Below are 17,415 nucleotides of genomic sequence, written 5' to 3'. Positions count from 1 at the left end.
GTGGTAAGTGGCCAGACGGCGAAAGGCAACTTACGCGCAACTTACTTACAGCCCCCTCGCCGGCGCCAGTCAATTGACCGCAGGGGCCGATCGCGGGCGGGCCCGGCCGGACGGATCCGGCCAGCCGGGACGGGGCCGGGTGCCGTCAGGAGGGTCCATTAGGCTTTGGCCCATGGCCGACGCACCGTACAAGCTGATCCTCCTCCGCCACGGCGAGAGCGACTGGAACGCGAAGAACCTGTTCACCGGCTGGGTGGACGTCAACCTCACCGACAAGGGCGAGAAGGAGGCGGTCCGCGGCGGTGAGCTCCTCAAGGACGCCGGCCTGCTGCCCGACGTGCTGCACACCTCCGTCCAGAAGCGCGCCATCCGCACCGCGCAGCTCGCGCTGGAAGCCGCTGACCGCCACTGGATCCCCGTCCACCGCTCCTGGCGGCTCAACGAGCGCCACTACGGCGCGCTCCAGGGCAAGGACAAGGCCCAGACGCTCGCCGAGTTCGGCGAGGAACAGTTCATGCTGTGGCGCCGTTCGTACGACACCCCGCCGCCGGTCCTGGAGGACGGCACGGAGTTCTCGCAGAGCGACGACCCCCGCTACTCGATGATCCCGTCGGAGCTCCGCCCGCGGACCGAGTGCCTCAAGGACGTCGTCGTCCGCATGATGCCGTACTGGTACGACAACGTCGTCCCGGACTTGCTGACCGGCCGTACGGTCCTGGTCGCCGCCCACGGCAACAGCCTGCGCGCACTGGTCAAGCACCTCGACGGCATCTCCGACGCCGACATCGCGGGCCTGAACATCCCGACCGGCATCCCCCTCGTCTACGACCTCGACGCCGACTTCCACCCGACCAACCCGGGCGGCACCTACCTCGACGCAGACGCCGCGGCAGCCGCGATCGAAGCCGTCAAGAACCAGGGCAAGAAGTAGCAGCCCTTACGCTCCGAGCCCCCTGCCTGCGGTTCCTCCGCGTGGCAGGGGGCTCTTTGCTGTGCTGGGCCGTCACTGGGCCATCAGGTGCGACGACGCCAACGGCGGATGCGGATGTCGAGGGCGATCAGCAACGCCTCCCGAGCTCAGGTCACCGGGTGACGGGGCTCATGCGAACGGTGAGATCCCCTGGTGTTCCAGATGCGCCAGCAGAGCATCGAGGCAGGCGTCCGCGGATGCCAGGTCGGTCCGAAAGAACGAGTCCTCCCCCAGCGCCCCACCGCTGACGATGACCATCCACCGATGCCCGGTCGGTCGCTCACCGTCCGCCTTGAAGACGGCCGAGCACCCGCGCTCAGCCAGCCATCCCATGAGTTCGATGACATCCATATATGGCCCTCCCCGGCGATCATGCCATCGCCGGGTCATAGCGGGCTCGGGCCGTGAGCCGTACGAGCATGGCCGAGGGCCAACGATGACACCTGCCGACCGCTCTACCGCAGGCCGCTTGATCGAACTCCTCATGCGGTGATCAGCAGCTTGACGTGCCGTCGGTGGTGGCAGCAGCGCTGACGTACGAACCCGTCGGGCCCTGCGCTCATCCTCTAGGCGTCTGTTCCCGAGTCGAGGTTGGGCGCGGTAGTACGGAGCCAATCAGCAAGTACGGAGAAGTCGCCTTCGGTGAGGCCCTTGGTCGGGTCGACACGGTAAAGCAGTGACGGTGCCTGGTGCTGCGCAGCGACCCAGAGTCGATCCATACCGCTGATCTCGTCGTCGACCCAGATGAAGGGACGGTCGTCGGCCCACTCTACGAGGGGGCGGGTCTTCCAATGCAGGCCGCGTGGGCCGTCGTTGGTGGAGGCCTCGGGCCACTCCACTACGGGCAGGCGGGGCAGTCCGATCCGTGGGGCGACGGACTCGTTGGCTTCATCCATCCACGTCGAGGCCCACACCAGGTCGCACCCCAGCGCCATCAGACGCGGCCCCACGGCGTGGTCGAGCCGCCCCAGCAGTGGGTTCCCTTGATCGGGGAATGCTTTAGAGACGGAGACAGGCGTCTGAAGCCGACTGAGCGACGGCCCGAACGGGATAAGGGGGCCGTCGACGTCGAGGAAGAGGATGGGGCGCTCCACTGAGTGGGTCACGGCGGCACGATAACCCTGTGCGGCGGAGAGCTGGCTGGCAGGCCACCGAGCGCGCCATCCACACGCTGTCTTGAGCCGTCCCTGGGCTGCCGAGGCATCTCGGAGAGGAACGCTGGTGGTCTCCGCCCCGGCTTCTGCGGTCTGTAGCACCGCTTACGTCCGCACCAGCTGCGCACCGGAGGACGCGGTGACCCACGGTCAACTGTCAGTGGGGCCTTCTACTGTCACGGGCATGGGAAGCCACTTCCAGACCATCGTCGACCTGGATGCCACTTCGGCAGACGCGCCGACACTCGCAGCCCGCGGCCTTGACTGGCTCGTCGAGGAAGGCATAGTCCGCGCCGAGCGTACGGATTGTGTTCTCGGTGCCCCGCTGGGGCACTCGCCCGGGCTGCTCTGGGCCAAGGCGGTCGGTCAAGAGGACTGGGAGCCCAGCGACGGACTCAAGATCGAGACCGGCCGAACCGTCTTCCACGGTGGCCAGGGCGACGCCATGTACGCCGTTTGTCCCCACTGTGCCGCCCACGTGGACCTGTTCACCGAGGAGGGGGACACGATCGCGGATGCTTGGGAACCCTTCGGGAAAGCCATGGAGACGTGGCACGACACAGGCCGGGCCGCCATCACCTGTCGGCGCTGTAGCCGAGCCGGCGATCTGACCACGTGGGCTTGGGAGGACGACTACTACGCATTCGGCTACCTGGGCTTTGAGTTCTGGGACTGGCCCGAGTTCAGCCCCGGCTTCCTCGGTCGATTCGCACACGTGCTGGGTGGCCATCGCACGGTCCTGGTCGGGGGCAAACTGTGAGGGACAGTGCTCCTCATGTGCCGAGGCATACGGTCCGGGGTATGGCGACCAGACCATCTGACGAGTGGCGTGCCCGGGTGGCTGAGGAGGCGCGGGAGCTTGCGACCGGGGTGATGGATCCGGAATGTGCCTATATGGCGCAGCTCTTCCCGGAGTCCCTGTTGGAGGCGACCGACACCGCGTTGCAGACGTTCGAAGCGGACGTGAGGGCGCTGCGGAACCCTTCCGACGAGCAGGTCTTCGAGACGATCAAGCATGTCGTTCTGGCGCTCAACGAGATCAACGAAGAGCACGACGGCGCGGGATACGAGACCGACGAGCGTGAGCAGCTGTGCGCGTACATCGACCAGGCCCTGAGCGAGCGCGGTATCGACATCCCGGCCCTGACGGAGAGGAACGGCATCGGCCGATTCGAGATCACGGACGAGTGGCGCGATTGGTGACCTCGGCGATCACACCGCCGGTAGCCCGCGTCGAGGTTTCAGCGGCGGGTCAGATGCATGATCCAGTTGGTTGTCCAGGTCTGCTGGCCGTCCACCGAGAACGCCTGCTCCCAGCGGGCCGAGTCCGCTGTGATCTCCGACCAGATGAAGCGCGCCCGGATCTCCTTGCCGGCGTGGGTGTCGTCCCCGTAGAACTCGCCCCGGCCGTCGGTGAACCGCCCGACGACCGGGGGGAACAGCGTGCCCGTGCGCTTGCTCGCCCAGTACAGCGACCACTCCGCGCGCTCCGGGTCGTACAGGCGCAGCGTGAGCCCGGCGAAGTCCTTCGTCGGGAAATCGATCTCGTCGAAGCTCGCCCCGCCGCCGAAGTGCCGGGAGGCGTGGCTGACACCGGGGAACTCCTCCCACGCGCTCGCCTCGTCGAGGAAGTCCGTACGCCATCGGTTGGCTACGTCCCAGCTGCCGGTGAGAAAGTCGAAGTCGCTGCCCGAAGCGTTCATGCGCGGTCTCCTGTGGTGCCCTCGGGGAGGGAGTTCGCGAGGTAGGCGTCGAGATCGGGTGCTTCGGGGGCGATCATGTGGCGTACCCATGCGTCGCGTTCGTGGAGGATCGGCGGCAGCTCCCATACGCAGCCGATCAGCGAGCCGTTCAGTTGGACGAAGTGCGTCGGGTCGTTGTCCGGGCAGCCCAGGACCGGTTGGCCGGCTGCCGCGCCGCCGAAGTGCAGGACGTTGTCCCATACCCAGCTGTACGCGTTGAGGTACGCCCCGTCGTCCCCGCCCCGGTGGAGGACGACAAAGGTGGCCGGCGGTGTGCCGTCCGGTTCCGGGAGGAGGTCGGGGAGGATCGCGTACGCCGCCTTCTCGACCTCGGGATCGATACCGGCCGGATCGGTGGTGACGTGATAGCGCTTGACGCGGCGGCCGCCCACCTCGACCGGGGGCGGCACGAACAGCAGTTTCTCTGCGAAAGCCATGGCTGGACCGTAGGAGCGCTTCACTGACATCTTGTGTCAGTGAAGTCCAGCCGTCTTCTGTCGATCCTGCTGCTGCTCCAGACCAGGGGCCGGATGACCGCCGCCCAGCTCGCCGAGGAGCTGGAGGTGTCCGTACGGACTGTCTACCGCGACATCGAGGCGCTGCACCTGGCGGGCGTACCGCTGTACGGGGACGCCGGGCACTCCGGCGGCTATCAGCTGCTCGCCGGCTACCGCACCCGGCTCACCGGTCTGAGCGCCGGCGAGGCCGAGGCGCTGTTCCTGTCCGGCATTCCGGGGCCGGCCGCCGAGCTGGGGCTCGGCTCGGTACTCGCGGCCGCCCAGCTCAAGCTGCGCGCCGCGCTCCCGGCCGAACTACGCGCGCAGGCCGACCGGATGTCGTCCCGCTTCCATCTCGACGCGCCTGGCTGGTACGCGCCGGACGACGAGGTTCCGTATCTGCCTCAGGTCGCCGACGCGGTGTGGCACAGCAGGGTGCTCGACATCCGCTACCGCCGCTGGAAGCAGCCGACCGATGTCGACCGGCGCCTGGAGCCGTACGGTCTGGTGCTCAAGGCGGGCCGCTGGTACGTGGTCGCGGGAGCGCGGGCGGAAGCGGGAGCGGGAGCGCGGGCGGAAGCGGAAGCGGGGCCGCGCGGGCCGCGTACGTACCGGATCGACCAGATTCTCGACCTCGCCGTACGCGACGAGCAGTTCGAGCCGCCTGATGACTTCGACCTGGCCGGCCACTGGCGGCGCCACCAGGCGGACTTCCACGCCCGCCTCCACCGGGGCCAGGCCGTCGTCCGTCTCGCGCCGCGCGTCGCGTCCCGCCTGTCGGAAGCGGCGGTGGCCGGGACCGTGACCGTCGAGCCGGACGGCTGGACCCGCGCGGTGCTCCCCATCGAATCGCTTGACCGCGCCCACGGGGAGTTCCTCGCGCTGGGCGCGGACATCGAGGTCATCGGCCCACCCGAACTCCGGGCCCGGCTCGCCGAGACCACCCGCGTCCTGGCGGCCCGCTACGCCTCCGCACTCACCCCCGCATGCACCTGACCGGTGGTCCCGCATTATGGCGAAGGGCCCCCTCCGCGTTCCCGGACGAGGCCCTTCGCCACACACGCTAGCGGCTAACCGCACTGGCAGGGTGCGCCGGACTGGCAGCCGCAGCCGCAGCCCGAGCCGCAGCCGCATGCGCCGAGGACGGGCAGGTGCACCACTTCGACAGGGGCTTCCTGCTGAGGGTCAGTCGGGGCGGAATCGGCCATGGGATCCTCCTGAAAGGCGTGCACGGATGGCGCCTCTGCCCATTGCATGCCCATTGAGGCGGGCGCAGCAACGGCGCATTACGCACAAGCGCCGCCGTACGCCCTTCGCGCCCCTTCTGCGCCCCGCGCCCGCGAAGATCCGCCCGACAGGGCCTAGGCCCCTTCGACCGGCGTCTCCACCGGCTGGATGTCGCCCGCGTGCTCGCCCGTCACCAGGTAGACGACACGGTTGGCGACCGACACCGCGTGGTCCGCGAACCGCTCGTAGTAGCGGCCCAGCAGCGTCACATCCACCGCCGTCTCGATGCCGTGCTTCCAGCGGTCGTCCATCAGGTGCTGGAACAGCGTGCGGTGCAGCAGGTCCATCTCGTCGTCGTCCTGCTCCAGCTGGAGCGCCAGCTCGACGTCCTTCGTGATGATGACCTCGGCGGCCTTCGCCATCAGGCGCTGCGCCAGCTGCCCCATCTCCAGCAGCGTCGCGTGCAGGTCGTGAGGCACCGGGGACTGCGGGAAGCGGAGCCGGGCCAGCTTGGCGACATGCTGCGCCAGGTCACCCGAACGCTCCAGGTCGGCGCTCATCCGCAGCGAGGTGACCACGATCCGCAGATCGGTCGCGACCGGCTGCTGGCGGGCCAGCAGTGCGATGGCCCTGGCCTCCAGGGCGTGCTGGAGATCGTCGACTTTCTGGTCCGCGGCGATCACGCTCTCGGCGAGCTTGAGATCGGAGTCGAGCATGGCGGTGGTGGCACGCCCGATGGCGGAACCGACCAGCCGGGCCATCTCGACCAGGTCCTCGCCTATCGAGTCAAGTTCCTCGTGGTACGCGTCCCGCATGGGGTGTCCCTCTCTTGAACGTTCCTGCCGTGGAAGGGGGGCCGTGGGCCAGGGGCCGTGGGCCGGGGCCCGTGCCCCCACGTTCCCACGTTCTGTCCGTTACGCGTCCGGCTCCTCCCGCACAAGTGAACCGGCACTTTCTCCTCGGTGAACTCTGGGCGACGAGTGTCCGAGGAGACACCTTGACCGCTGGGAGAGTGTCCGTACCCGCGCATAACCTGGATGCATGGACGTGAACGCGGCGGTCGCCGCAGTGGCAGCGATCGCCGGGGTGTGTACCGGCGTCATCGCCATGCTGGCGTTCCGCTGGAGCGAGCGCGACCAGGCCAGACCCACTCGTACCTCACTGCACACGGATGCCGTACTGCCCCCGGGCGTCGACACCGTGCTGTCCGTGCTGCGCTCCTCCGCGGTCGTGCTCGACGAGAGCGACTCCGTGGTCAAGGCCAGCTCCGCGGCGTACGCGCTGGGCCTGGTCAGGGGTGGAAAGCTCGCTGTCGAGCCGATGCTGCACATGGCGCGCGACACCCGGCGTGACGGTGAGATAAGACAGGTGGAGCTGGATCTTCCGCGGCGCGGTACGGGCCGGGGCGAGGCGCTCGCCGTCTCCGCGCGGGTCGCCCCGCTCGGTTCCCGCCTGGTCCTTCTCCTGGTCGAGGACCTCACCGAGGCCCGCCGTATCGAAGCGGTACGGCGCGACTTCGTCGCCAATGTCAGCCACGAGCTCAAGACCCCCACCGGTGCGCTCTCCCTGCTCTCGGAGGCCGTCATGGACGCCTCCGACGACCCCGAGGCGGTCACCCGCTTCGCCGGCCGGATGCAGATCGAGGCGACCCGGCTCACCAACCTCGTACAGGAACTCATCGACCTCTCCCGGGTGCAGAACGACGACCCGCTGGAGGACGCGGAGCCCGTGCGCGTGGACGAACTCGTCGCCGAGGCCATCGACCGGTCCCGGCACGCGGCGTCCACCAAACAGATCACCATGGCCCCGGGAGGCACCGCAGACCTGCACATTTGGGGCAATCGTGGCCAGCTTGCCGCCGCTCTCGGTAATCTCGTGGAGAACGCCGTCAACTACTCCCCGGCCCGTACTCGCGTCGGTATCGCCGCGCACCGCGTCTCCGCTCCCGGCGGGGACCTGGTCGAGATAGCCGTGACCGACCAGGGCATCGGCATCTCGGAGAAGGACCGCGAGCGGGTCTTCGAACGCTTCTACCGCGTCGACCCCGCCCGCTCCCGAGCCACCGGCGGTACGGGGCTCGGCCTGGCCATCGTCAAACATGTGGCCGCCTCGCACGGCGGGGAAGTCACCGTATGGAGCTCCGAAGGCCAGGGCTCCACCTTCACCCTGAGGCTGCCCGAAGCGGCCGCCGTACGGGACCGCACACCCACCGGCCCGGACGAAGACGACCGGCCCTACGACACCGACTCCAGCCTCGAGCTGGCTCCACCGACCGTGATTCCTGCCCCGGAGGTCCTTCCGTGACCCGAGTGCTCGTCGTCGAGGATGAGGAATCCTTCAGCGACGCCCTTTCCTACATGCTCCGCAAGGAAGGCTTCGAGGTTGCCATCGCGACCACCGGGCCCGCGGGGCTCGACGAGTTCGAACGCAACGGCGCCGACCTCGTCCTCCTCGACCTGATGCTGCCCGGCCTGCCGGGCACCGAGGTCTGCCGGCAGCTGCGCGGCAAGTCCAATGTCCCGGTGATCATGGTGACCGCCAAGGACAGCGAGATCGACAAGGTCGTCGGCCTGGAGATAGGGGCCGACGACTATGTGACCAAGCCCTTCTCCTCGCGTGAGCTCGTGGCCCGTATCCGCGCGGTTCTGCGCCGCCGGGGCGAGCCGGAGGAGGTCACTCCTGCCGCGCTGGAGGCCGGTCCTGTCCGGATGGACGTGGACCGCCATGTCGTCACGGTCTCCGGGGGCAAGGTCGACCTGCCGCTCAAGGAGTTCGACCTGCTGGAGATGCTGCTGCGCAACGCGGGCCGGGTGCTGACCCGGATGCAGCTGATCGACCGGGTCTGGGGCGCGGACTACGTGGGCGACACGAAGACGCTCGACGTCCATGTGAAGCGGCTGCGAGCCAAGATCGAGCCGGACCCGGGAGCGCCGCGCTATCTGGTGACGGTACGAGGCCTGGGCTACAAATTCGAGCCGTAAACCGGCCTCGGCCGGGTCGGGCCAGAGCGGGTCGGGCCGGGTCAGGTCGGGCCAGAGCGGGTCGGGCCGGGGTACCTCGGCCCGGACTGAGTCCGGCACCGCGCCGACGAGGGTCGGCAGAGATGTGGCGCCCCGTCCCGGGAGACCCGGGTGGGGCGCCACAGCCACGTCCGGGACGTGTGCCGTGCCTGCGTGCCAGGCTGAGTGTGCCGGGCTGTGTGCCGCGTGCCTCAGCCGGCCGTGTGCGAGGCGGACGAGGAGTCCGACGGCATGATGGCCGAGCCGGGCTGCCCGGACTCCGACGCAGAGCCTGACGGCGTGCCCGACGGCGTCCCTGAGGGGGTGCCGGAAGGTGATCCGGAAGGCGTGCCGGAAGGAGCCGCGGGCGGCGTGGGCAGCGCGCTCGGGCCGACGCCCTTGAAGTACGTGTTCGAGGGGAAGACGAAGGCGCGCAGGCTCACGTCACCGGTCTCGCTGAACGCGAACACGACCTGCTGTGCGTCGCCGTCCCGCCCGGCCTCACGGCCGTCCACGATCACGGCGGAGGCATTGCCCGCGCCGCCGAGCTGGACCCAGCCGAGGGCCGGCACGGTGATCGGTCCGGAACCCTTGGCCGGCGAGAGCTTCACCGTGGCACGGGTGCCGGGCAGCGTGATCGAGTCGAGGGTCTGCTTGGTCTTGCCGTTGTTGAAGAGCGTGCCGGTGACGACCGCCGGGCCCGGCGTATCGGCCTTGGGCTGGGTGATCACCGTCGCGTTCTGGATGGTGATGTCGCCGATGGACGTGGCGGCGTTGTCCGGCTTGACGCCGAGTGTCTGCGCGTTGTTGCCGGCGGCGCACGCGGTGAGCGTGGCGAGCGAGAACACGAGGGCAGAAGCGGCGAGGGCGCCGCGTCGAAGGCTGCGGCTCACGGCGGCGGCAACTCCTAGGACGTACGGACGGAGGGGCAGGGGACGAGCTGTGGCGGTCTCAGGGTGTAGCAGGGTGTATCAGCGGGCTCAGGTTACCGAGCCGTCCTGACCGCCCCGCACCCGACCCGCCCCCCACGGGCTCCCCGACGGGTTCCCGGCCGATTCCGGACCTCGACCGCGCCCCATCCCGCATGCCATCCCGCGCTTGATCACGCGGTTTCGCGCGCCGTTCACATAACGCCGGTGATCAATTATCCGGCCGCCACACATTCCTTACGAATACCGTGCACAGGAGCCGTGGTGATCAAATTCAGAATCCCTCGCACTTCCGCTGCACTTCCCCCGCACTTCCGTCCGTACGGGTGACCGACATCCGAACGGAGTACGGGAACTGCACCGTCTGGAATCCGGCAAATCGGGACGTTCAGCCTCTTCGGAGGGTGTTGTGCGGTGGGTGACGCGTGTGTTTCTCCGCGCCCGTGTAGCCGCTCCGACCTGCGAATACCCCCTTCCGGAAGCCGCTCGCAGCACGTTCGTGTCGCTGTTGTCAAGCCCCGAGATGCGCCCTGACCTGCGAAAACGCCATTCAGAAGAAGCCATTCTCGTGTTACCCTGGATAGCCACGGAAGGGGTACCTGTCACATGACGTTCAAGGTAGGCGACACCGTGGTCTATCCCCATCACGGGGCCGCGCTGATCGAGGCAATCGAAACTCGCCAGATCAAAGGCGTGGACAAGACCTACTTGGTGCTCAAGGTCGCCCAAGGCGACTTGACGGTACGTGTACCGGCGGACAATGCGGAGTTCGTCGGCGTGCGCGATGTGGTCGGTCAGGACGGGCTGGACCGGGTCTTCGAGGTGCTCAGGGCACCGTACGCAGAGGAGCCGACGAACTGGTCCCGTCGATACAAGGCAAATCTCGAAAAGCTCGCCTCCGGCGATGTCATCAAGGTCGCTGAAGTCGTGCGTGACCTGTGGCGTCGGGAGCGCGAGCGCGGACTCTCCGCAGGCGAGAAGCGCATGCTCGCGAAGGCGCGACAGATTCTTGTCAGCGAACTCGCTCTCGCGGAGAACACGAATGAAGACAAGGCCGAGGCTCTGCTCGACGAGGTCCTCGCGTCCTGAATCATGACGCTGCCGTTCCAGCAGCGCATGACGTCACAACGAACAACGCAGTGAATGCCGTGGTGCCCGTTGACCAGCTATCAGGGAAAAGCTGTGTCGCCGGGCGCTGCGGCATGTCCGTAAACCCGCACCCCGTCCGACACTCCGTACACATCCCCCGTACACCTTCACATGCGCTGATATCCGCGTGTGTGTCTTGTATACCGCGTGCCCCGGCAGCGGAACACCGCGACCGCGATGCGCCACGGCCCGGGCGGCCGGCGCGGTTCGTCTCGACCATGTGTCACGGAAGGGTCCGGTCAAGGCGTCGCGCCAGGCACGCTGAGGCCATACCCATGTCGGCCGAGGAAACAAACCTGCCGGAGTGCAACCGATGTCAGACGAAGCCCGCCCCCACCGCACCGCCGCGGTGATCCCCGCAGCAGGCCGGGGGGTACGGCTCGGCCCGGGCGCCCCCAAGGCGCTCCGCACGCTGGGCGGCACCCCGATGCTGATCCACGCCGTCCGCGCGATGGCCGCCTCCCGCGCCGTCTCGCTCGTTGTCGTGGTCGCGCCGCCCGACGGCGCCACCGAGGTGAAGAACCTCCTCGACGAGCACGCGCTGCCCGAGCGGACCGACTATCTCGTGGTGCCGGGAGGTGACACCCGCCAGGAGTCCGTACGGCTCGGTGTCGAGGCACTCCCCGACGGCATCACCACCGTCCTCGTCCATGACGCGGCCCGCCCGCTCGTGCCCGTGGACACCGTGGACGCCGTCATCGAGGCCGTACGCGACGGAGCGCCGGCCGTTGTGCCCGCGCTGCCGCTCGCGGACACCGTCAAGCAGGTCGAGCCCCGGGAGAAGGGCGAGCCGGAGCCGGTCGTCGCCACCCCGGAGCGGGCCCTGCTGCGCGCCGTACAGACCCCGCAGGGCTTCGACCGTGACACGCTCCAGCGCGCCCACCGGACGGTGCTGCCGGTCGGCGAGGGCGCGACGGACTGCGCCGGTATGGTCGAGCGGCTCGGCGCGCCCGTCGTGGTCGTACCCGGCCACGAGGAGGCGTTCAAGGTGACCCGGCCGCTCGATCTGGTGCTGGCCGAGGCGGTTCTCGCCCGAAGGAGGGCCAACGATGGCTTCTGACGTCCCGCTGCCCGTGTCCGTACGCCTGCCGCAGGTCGGCATCGGCACCGACATCCACGCCTTCGAGGAGGGCCGCGAGCTGTGGTGCGCGGGCCTGCTCTGGGAGAACGAGGGACCGGGACTGGCCGGCCACTCCGACGCGGACGTCGTCGCGCACGCGGCCTGCAACGCGCTGTTCTCCGCCGCGGGACTCGGTGACCTCGGCGCCCACTTCGGCACCGGACGCCCCGAGTGGTCCGGAGCCTCGGGGCTGACCCTCCTTACGGAGGCGGCCCGGATCGTGCGCGACGCGGGTTTCACGATCGGCAATGTCGCCGTACAGGTCGTCGGTCTCCGGCCGAAGATCGGCAAGCGCAGGGAAGAGGCGCAGAAGGTCCTCTCCGAGGCCGCGGGCGCCCCCGTCTCGGTCTCCGCGGCCACCTCCGACGGGCTCGGGTTCACCGGCCGCGGCGAGGGGCTGGCCGCCATCGCCACGGCGCTGCTGGTCCGTACGGACTGACCTGCTCGAAATAACCGCGGCGGTCCGTGAGTTGAGGAAGTTCGGCGGGTAGGCGTATGCCCGTCAGTCATCAGGCAGGCCTCAGTCATCAGGAAGGCACTCATGGCAGCCGCACTCTCCGAGCAGCTCAAGCAGGTCCTGGACGGACCCGTCTTCGTCAACATCGCCACCATCCAGCCCGACGGCAGCCCGCAGGTGTCGCCGGTCTGGGTGAAGCGAGACGGCGACGACGTGCTCATCTCCACCACGGTCGGCCGGCGCAAGGAGCGGAACCTGCGCCGCGACGCCCGGGTGACGGTTGTCGTGCAGCCCTTCGATTCCCCGTACACGTATGCGGAGATCCGTGGCTCCGCGACGCTCACCACCGAGGGTGGCGAGGAACTGATCAACGAGCTGTCGCTCAAGTACACCGGCAAGCCGTACGCGGAGTTCAACCCGGCCTCCGCCGAGGACAGCGAGCGCGTGGTCGTCCGTATCACCCCACGCAAGGTCGTCGGCCGGCTCTGAGCCGGCCGACGGGCCGGGAGCGCGCACCAGCGACCACTACGGAGCCAGCCGACAGGCCCGGGAGCGCGCACCGGCCGAGGAGCCCAAAAGCGGCCGATGAGCCCAAAAAATGACTGATGGCACGGCCGCGAGGCCATAAGTGTCACGCTTCGGTGTCCCCGTGGCCCAAAGGGTCGCGGGGCACTACCCCTGGCGCACTACCCTGGTCGCGTGACTATTCGGCTGTACGACACCGGCGCCCGGCAGATCCGTGACTTCTCCCCGCTCACGCCGGGCTGCGTCTCGATCTACCTGTGTGGCGCCACCGTGCAGGCCGCCCCGCACATCGGGCACATCAGGTCGGGACTGAACTTCGACATCATGCGCCGCTGGTTCGCGTACCGCGGCTACGAGGTGACGTTCATCCGCAACGTCACGGACATCGACGACAAGATCATCGCCAAGTCGGCCGCCCAGGGCCGCCCGTGGTGGGCCATCGGCTACGAGAACGAGCGCGCCTTCAACACGGGCTACGACGTCCTCGGCTGCCTGCCCCCGACCTACGAACCGCGCGCCACCGGCCACATCACCGAGATGATCGAGATGATGCGCGGCCTCATCGAGCGCGGCCACGCCTACGAGGCCGACGGCAACGTCTACTTCGACGTCCGCTCCTACCCCGGCTACCTGGAGCTGTCCAACCAGGACCTGGACGATCTGCGCCAGCCCTCGGGCGACGGAGAGACCGGCAAGCGCGACCAGCGGGACTTCGCGATGTGGAAGGCCACCAAGCCCGGCGAGCCCAGCTGGGAGACCCCCTGGGGACGCGGCAGGCCCGGCTGGCACCTGGAGTGCTCGGCGATGGCCCACAAGTACCTGGGCAGCGCCTTCGACATCCACGGCGGCGGCCTCGACTTGATCTTCCCGCACCACGAGAACGAGATCGCGCAGGCCAAGGGGTACGGCGACGACTTCGCCATGTACTGGGTGCACAACGCCTGGGTCACCATGAGCGGCGAGAAGATGTCCAAGTCGCTCGGCAACTCGGTGCTGGTGTCCGAGATGGTCAAGCACTGGCGCCCCATCGTCCTGCGCTACTACCTCGGCACTCCGCACTACCGCTCGATGATCGAGTACAGCGACGAGGCCCTGCGCGAGGCCGAGTCCGCCTTCGCGCGCATCGAGGGCTTCGTCCAGCGCGTCGTGGAGAAGGCCGGCGGGATGGTCGAGGCGGCGGACGAGGTGCCGCCCGCCTTCGCCGAGGCCATGGACGACGACCTGGGTGTCCCGCAGGCCCTCGCGATCGTCCACACCACCGTCCGGCAGGGCAACTCCGCGCTCGCCGCCGACGACAAGGAAGCCGCCGTCGCCCGGCTCGCCGAGGTGCGCGCCATGCTCGGCGTCCTCGGCCTGGACCCGCTCGACCCGCACTGGGCCGGCGAGACCGACCGCGGCGAGGATCTCCACGGCGTCGTCGACACCCTCGTACGACTGGTGCTGGAGCAGCGCGAGTCGGCGCGCGGCCGCAGGGACTGGGCCACCGCGGACGCCATCCGGGACCAGCTCCAGCAGACCGGACTCGTCATCGAGGACGGCCCGGCAGGCCCGCGCTGGACTCTCGGCCCGCGCTGACCTCGCCCGATGTGCCGCCCGGTCCTCCGGGCGGCACACTTGCGTACGCTGTTACACAACGCTGTTACACACAGGAACTTTGCGTACGGCTCGTACGCACGTCTGAAGCAACGAAACAGGTAGGTCATGGCCGGGAACAGCCAGCGCAGGAACCGCCGCACGTCCAACAAGAAGGGCGCGCAGGTCGGCAGCGGTGGCAAGCGACGCCGCGGCCTTGAGGGCAAGGGCCCCACGCCGCCCGCGGCGGCCCGCAAGGGCCATGTCCAGAACCGCTCCGCCAACGCCAAGGCCAAGCAGACCGCCCGGCGCCAGATCGCCCGCCGGGGCGGCAAGGGCACCAGCGAGATGGTCGTCGGCCGCAACCCCGTCTTCGAGGCGCTGCGCGACGGCGTGCCCGCCTCCATGCTCTACGTCCAGCAGTTCATCGACAACGACGAGCGCGTCCGCGAGGCGCTCCAGCTCGCGGCGGACCGCGGCGGCATCCACCTGATGGAGGCCCCCAAGCCCGAGCTGGACCGGATGACGAACGGCCTCAACCACCAGGGCCTCGTCCTCCAGGTCCCGCCGTACGAGTACGCGCACCCCGAGGACCTCGCGGCCGCCGCCTTCGACGACGGCGAGGACCCGCTGATCGTCGCGCTCGACGGTGTCACCGACCCGCGCAACCTCGGTGCCGTCGTCCGCTCCGTCTCCGCCTTCGGCGGCCACGGCGTCGTCGTACCGGAGCGGCGTGCCGCCGGGATGACCGCCGGTGCCTGGAAGTCCTCGGCCGGCGCGGCGGCCCGTACGCCCGTCGCCCGCTGCACCAACCTGACCCGCACCCTGGAGGCGTACCGGAAGGCCGGTGTCGTCGTCGTCGGTCTGGCGGCGGACGGTGAGTCGGAGGTCGGTGACCTGGAGGCCCTCGGCGGCCCCGTCGTGATCGTCGTCGGCAGCGAGGGCAAGGGCCTGTCCCGGCTGGTCGGCGAGACGTGCGATTTCCGCGTACGGATCCCCATGCCGGGCGGCGCCGAGTCGCTGAACGCGGGCGTCGCGGCCGGAGTGGTGCTGTACGAGGCGGCCCGCCGACGCGCCTGAGGCGGCGGGGGGCGGGGGGCTTGCCCGGCTGGGGCCTGCTCGGCTCCTCGAACGGGCCGCGAAGGGCCACTCGAACGGGTCACGAGTGGCCGCCGAGGGGCCACTCGAACGGCCCTGCCTGGTGATCTTGACGGGCCTCGGACATTTCCCGCGCGTCAAGGCAGTGTCCTAAACACAAGTCACTCGGTTAGATGAGTGTGGACACCAGAACGCCCCGGCCCGGGTTCGACGATCAGCCCCCGCTGAGCATGCTCAAAGTGGACTGCGATCCCGCGCAGGTCATCGTGAACCACGCCAGCTTCCGGGTGAAGCTCGCATCGCGCCAGCGCCCCAGCCCCGCACGTGCCGCGGCGGACGCCGCGCGTATCCCCGCCATGAGCGGCGCGGCCGCCGGCAGGGCGGCACGCCGCAGGGCTCCCGTCGTCTGGAGCGGCAGGTCGGCTCCGGGCGACCCCGCAGCGACCGGACTCCTCCAAGCCGTACGGAACTCCTCCGTGCTCCGGGCGGGCGGCGGCTACAACGACGTATCCGGAAGGGGATACAACAGCGGAGCCACCCAGGTCATCCCCCGGCCCGGCTTCGAGGACGACTCCACGATGCCGACGCCCGTCGTCGGCGGACCAGGACCCGGCGGACCGCGCGGACCCCGCAGATCCCGCACCGGGACCACCCCGCTGCTGCCTCCCATGCGGCGGGCAGTCGGCGCGTACGACGTACCCGAGCCGGACCCGTACGGAGACCCCGGCACCGGCATCGGCACGGACTTCGGCGCGGACTTCGGCACGGACCCGTACGGGGACTCCGGCACCGGCGCGGACTTCGGTACGGACCTCGGTACGGGCCCCGCCTCGCACGGCCGGCCCCGCTCCCACCGGCACACCCCGGAAGCCGTCCGGCACGCCTACTACCCCGGCCGCCGGATGAACCTCGGCGTGGTGCTGCTCCCGCTCCGCGTCTTCCTCGGCTTCATCTCCATCTACGCCGGCATGGGCAAGCTCTGCGACCCCGTCTTCTTCGACGGCGGCGAGCGCGGCTCCATGGCCAAGTGGCTCAACTCGCTGCACCCCTGGGCCCTCGCGGAACCCCTCAGGGACTTCGCGCTCTCCCACCCGGTCGGCGCCGGGCTCAGCATCGCCTTTCTCCAGGTCGTGGTCGGCGTCCTCACCGTCCTCGGCCTCTGGCAGCGCGTCGCGGCCTCCTTCGGCGCCCTCCTCTCGGCCGCGCTGCTCCTCACCGTCAGCTGGCGGACCGTACCGGCGTACGACGCGCCGGACATCATCTATCTCGCCGCCTGGTCCCCGCTGATCATCGCGGGCGCCCCCGTCTACTCCATGGACGCGCGGCTCGCGGGCGAAGCCTGGCGCAGGCTCGGACCGCGCTCGGAGATCTGGGACCTGCGGCGTCACGTTCTGCGCCGTGGCTCGGTCGTCGCGACCGTCGTCATCGGCCTCACGCTCGTGGTCGGCTCGGTCCTCGGCGGCGCCGTACGGTCCTCCGACATGGTCACCGTGCCAGGACCCGACGTCGACCCCGTCAACCAGCTGCCGGGCATCCCGCTGCCCCAGCAGCCCGGCCGCGGCGGCGTGTCCGGCACCCCCGGCGGCGACCCCAAGGACGACAAGAAGTCCGAGCCGTCGGCGAGCAGGTCCGGCAGCCCGTCGGCCCCGCAGTCCGCCCCCGGCGACGCCACGGCCCCCAGGACCGGCGGTGTCAGCACCGGACAGACACAGCAGCAGCCTAGCCAGACCCAGGGCACGGGCCAGCAGCCCCCGCAGCCCGGCCGGCAGGCCCCGCCGCCGTCCAGCAGCCAGGGACCGTCCACGACGGGCGGTGCGGGCGACGGAAGTACCGGAGGCAGCGGCGACAGCGGCGGCTCCGCCACCGGCGGCTCCTCGTCGGGCGGGGGCGGCGGCAGTAACAGCAACCCCATCGGCGGGCTGCTCGGCTGACGCCCACGGCACACAGGCGGGAGGGGCGGCCACCCGGTCATGGGT

Annotated in this window: 19 protein-coding genes; 13 read left to right on the top strand and 6 right to left on the bottom strand. The window is 69.6% G+C overall.

The genetic code is table 11. The features are described 5' to 3' along the window. Nucleotides 1-172 precede the first annotated feature (172 nt). Nucleotides 173-931, top strand: coding sequence for a phosphoglyceromutase (locus ACFVWW_RS18445; RefSeq protein ID WP_384192825.1), 759 nt, complete (start codon nucleotides 173-175; stop codon nucleotides 929-931). A gap of 168 nt (nucleotides 932-1,099) precedes the next feature. On the opposite strand, the gene ACFVWW_RS18440 is transcribed toward ACFVWW_RS18445, so the two are convergent. Both ACFVWW_RS18440 and ACFVWW_RS18435 read right to left on the bottom strand, forming a co-directional pair. Then, a complete protein-coding gene (locus tag ACFVWW_RS18440; protein ID WP_386878568.1) occupies nucleotides 1,100-1,321 on the bottom strand; it encodes a hypothetical protein in 222 nt (73 codons plus the stop codon). A gap of 215 nt (nucleotides 1,322-1,536) precedes the next feature. Then, on the bottom strand, nucleotides 1,537-2,076 hold the full coding sequence (locus tag ACFVWW_RS18435; RefSeq protein WP_386878569.1) for an HAD domain-containing protein: 540 nt from the start codon (nucleotides 2,074-2,076) through the stop codon (nucleotides 1,537-1,539). A 232-nt stretch (nucleotides 2,077-2,308) separates the two neighbouring features. On the opposite strand from ACFVWW_RS18435, the gene ACFVWW_RS18430 reads away from it, so the two are divergent. Both ACFVWW_RS18430 and ACFVWW_RS18425 read left to right on the top strand, forming a co-directional pair. Further along, nucleotides 2,309-2,884: a hypothetical protein gene (locus ACFVWW_RS18430; RefSeq protein ID WP_386878570.1), complete on the top strand. Its 576-nt coding sequence runs from the start codon at nucleotides 2,309-2,311 to the stop codon at nucleotides 2,882-2,884. A 41-nt stretch (nucleotides 2,885-2,925) separates the two neighbouring features. Next, nucleotides 2,926-3,327 carry a hypothetical protein gene (locus ACFVWW_RS18425; protein WP_384337180.1) on the top strand — a complete coding sequence of 134 codons (402 nt, stop codon included), beginning with the start codon at nucleotides 2,926-2,928 and terminating at the stop codon, nucleotides 3,325-3,327. A 38-nt stretch (nucleotides 3,328-3,365) separates the two neighbouring features. On the opposite strand, the gene ACFVWW_RS18420 is transcribed toward ACFVWW_RS18425, so the two are convergent. Both ACFVWW_RS18420 and ACFVWW_RS18415 read right to left on the bottom strand, forming a co-directional pair. Continuing rightward, nucleotides 3,366-3,827, bottom strand: a complete 462-nt coding sequence (locus ACFVWW_RS18420) for a hypothetical protein (RefSeq protein WP_386878571.1) — start codon at nucleotides 3,825-3,827, stop codon at nucleotides 3,366-3,368. Further along, on the bottom strand, nucleotides 3,824-4,303 hold the full coding sequence (locus ACFVWW_RS18415; RefSeq protein ID WP_386878572.1) for a hypothetical protein: 480 nt from the start codon (nucleotides 4,301-4,303) through the stop codon (nucleotides 3,824-3,826). Before ACFVWW_RS18415 ends, ACFVWW_RS18420 begins: the two co-directional genes overlap by 4 nt. A gap of 39 nt (nucleotides 4,304-4,342) precedes the next feature. On the opposite strand from ACFVWW_RS18415, the gene ACFVWW_RS18410 reads away from it, so the two are divergent. Further along, complete coding sequence (locus ACFVWW_RS18410; RefSeq protein WP_386878573.1) at nucleotides 4,343-5,359, top strand: helix-turn-helix transcriptional regulator; 1,017 nt, start codon at nucleotides 4,343-4,345, stop codon at nucleotides 5,357-5,359. 365 nt (nucleotides 5,360-5,724) lie between these two features. On the opposite strand, the gene phoU is transcribed toward ACFVWW_RS18410, so the two are convergent. After that, nucleotides 5,725-6,405 carry a phosphate signaling complex protein PhoU gene (phoU, locus tag ACFVWW_RS18405; protein WP_384192845.1) on the bottom strand — a complete coding sequence of 227 codons (681 nt, stop codon included), beginning with the start codon at nucleotides 6,403-6,405 and terminating at the stop codon, nucleotides 5,725-5,727. A gap of 226 nt (nucleotides 6,406-6,631) precedes the next feature. Between phoU and ACFVWW_RS18400 the strand changes: the two genes are divergently transcribed. Then, nucleotides 6,632-7,894 carry a sensor histidine kinase gene (locus tag ACFVWW_RS18400; protein ID WP_384192848.1) on the top strand — a complete coding sequence of 421 codons (1,263 nt, stop codon included), beginning with the start codon at nucleotides 6,632-6,634 and terminating at the stop codon, nucleotides 7,892-7,894. Beyond that, nucleotides 7,891-8,571, top strand: coding sequence for a response regulator transcription factor (locus tag ACFVWW_RS18395; RefSeq protein WP_030353388.1), 681 nt, complete (start codon nucleotides 7,891-7,893; stop codon nucleotides 8,569-8,571). Before ACFVWW_RS18400 ends, ACFVWW_RS18395 begins: the two co-directional genes overlap by 4 nt. Before the next feature lie 230 nt (nucleotides 8,572-8,801). Here ACFVWW_RS18395 and ACFVWW_RS18390 read toward each other — a convergent pair whose 3' ends face one another. Continuing rightward, the gene (locus tag ACFVWW_RS18390; protein ID WP_386878574.1) at nucleotides 8,802-9,482 is read right to left on the bottom strand and encodes a DUF461 domain-containing protein; all 681 of its coding nucleotides are present in this window, start codon (nucleotides 9,480-9,482) and stop codon (nucleotides 8,802-8,804) included. A gap of 642 nt (nucleotides 9,483-10,124) precedes the next feature. Between ACFVWW_RS18390 and ACFVWW_RS18385 the strand changes: the two genes are divergently transcribed. The 7 genes from ACFVWW_RS18385 (at nucleotide 10,125) to ACFVWW_RS18355 (ending at nucleotide 17,370) form a co-directional block, all read left to right on the top strand. Then, nucleotides 10,125-10,607, top strand: coding sequence for a CarD family transcriptional regulator (locus ACFVWW_RS18385; protein WP_003953493.1), 483 nt, complete (start codon nucleotides 10,125-10,127; stop codon nucleotides 10,605-10,607). 373 nt (nucleotides 10,608-10,980) lie between these two features. Beyond that, nucleotides 10,981-11,727: a 2-C-methyl-D-erythritol 4-phosphate cytidylyltransferase gene (gene ispD / locus ACFVWW_RS18380; RefSeq protein WP_384192853.1), complete on the top strand. Its 747-nt coding sequence runs from the start codon at nucleotides 10,981-10,983 to the stop codon at nucleotides 11,725-11,727. Further along, nucleotides 11,717-12,226, top strand: coding sequence for a 2-C-methyl-D-erythritol 2,4-cyclodiphosphate synthase (ispF, locus tag ACFVWW_RS18375; RefSeq protein ID WP_384192855.1), 510 nt, complete (start codon nucleotides 11,717-11,719; stop codon nucleotides 12,224-12,226). The genes ispD and ispF overlap by 11 nt, the downstream gene beginning before the upstream one ends. A gap of 102 nt (nucleotides 12,227-12,328) precedes the next feature. Beyond that, the gene (locus ACFVWW_RS18370) at nucleotides 12,329-12,733 is read left to right on the top strand and encodes a PPOX class F420-dependent oxidoreductase (protein ID WP_386878575.1); all 405 of its coding nucleotides are present in this window, start codon (nucleotides 12,329-12,331) and stop codon (nucleotides 12,731-12,733) included. A 210-nt stretch (nucleotides 12,734-12,943) separates the two neighbouring features. Next, nucleotides 12,944-14,344 (top strand): cysteine--tRNA ligase, encoded by a 1,401-nt coding sequence (gene cysS / locus ACFVWW_RS18365; RefSeq protein ID WP_386878576.1) that lies wholly within the window; start codon nucleotides 12,944-12,946, stop codon nucleotides 14,342-14,344. Nucleotides 14,345-14,470: 126 nt separating this feature from the next. Further along, nucleotides 14,471-15,421 (top strand): 23S rRNA (guanosine(2251)-2'-O)-methyltransferase RlmB, encoded by a 951-nt coding sequence (gene rlmB, locus ACFVWW_RS18360; protein WP_384192862.1) that lies wholly within the window; start codon nucleotides 14,471-14,473, stop codon nucleotides 15,419-15,421. Nucleotides 15,422-15,612: 191 nt separating this feature from the next. Next, nucleotides 15,613-17,370, top strand: coding sequence for a DoxX family membrane protein (locus tag ACFVWW_RS18355; RefSeq protein WP_386878577.1), 1,758 nt, complete (start codon nucleotides 15,613-15,615; stop codon nucleotides 17,368-17,370). The last annotated feature ends 45 nt before the right edge of the window (nucleotides 17,371-17,415 follow it).

It is taken from the genome of Streptomyces sp. NPDC058198 (assembly GCF_042882605.1).
Classification (GTDB): Bacteria; Actinomycetota; Actinomycetes; order Streptomycetales; family Streptomycetaceae; genus Streptomyces.
This window is presented reverse-complemented; position numbering and strand designations above follow the sequence as displayed.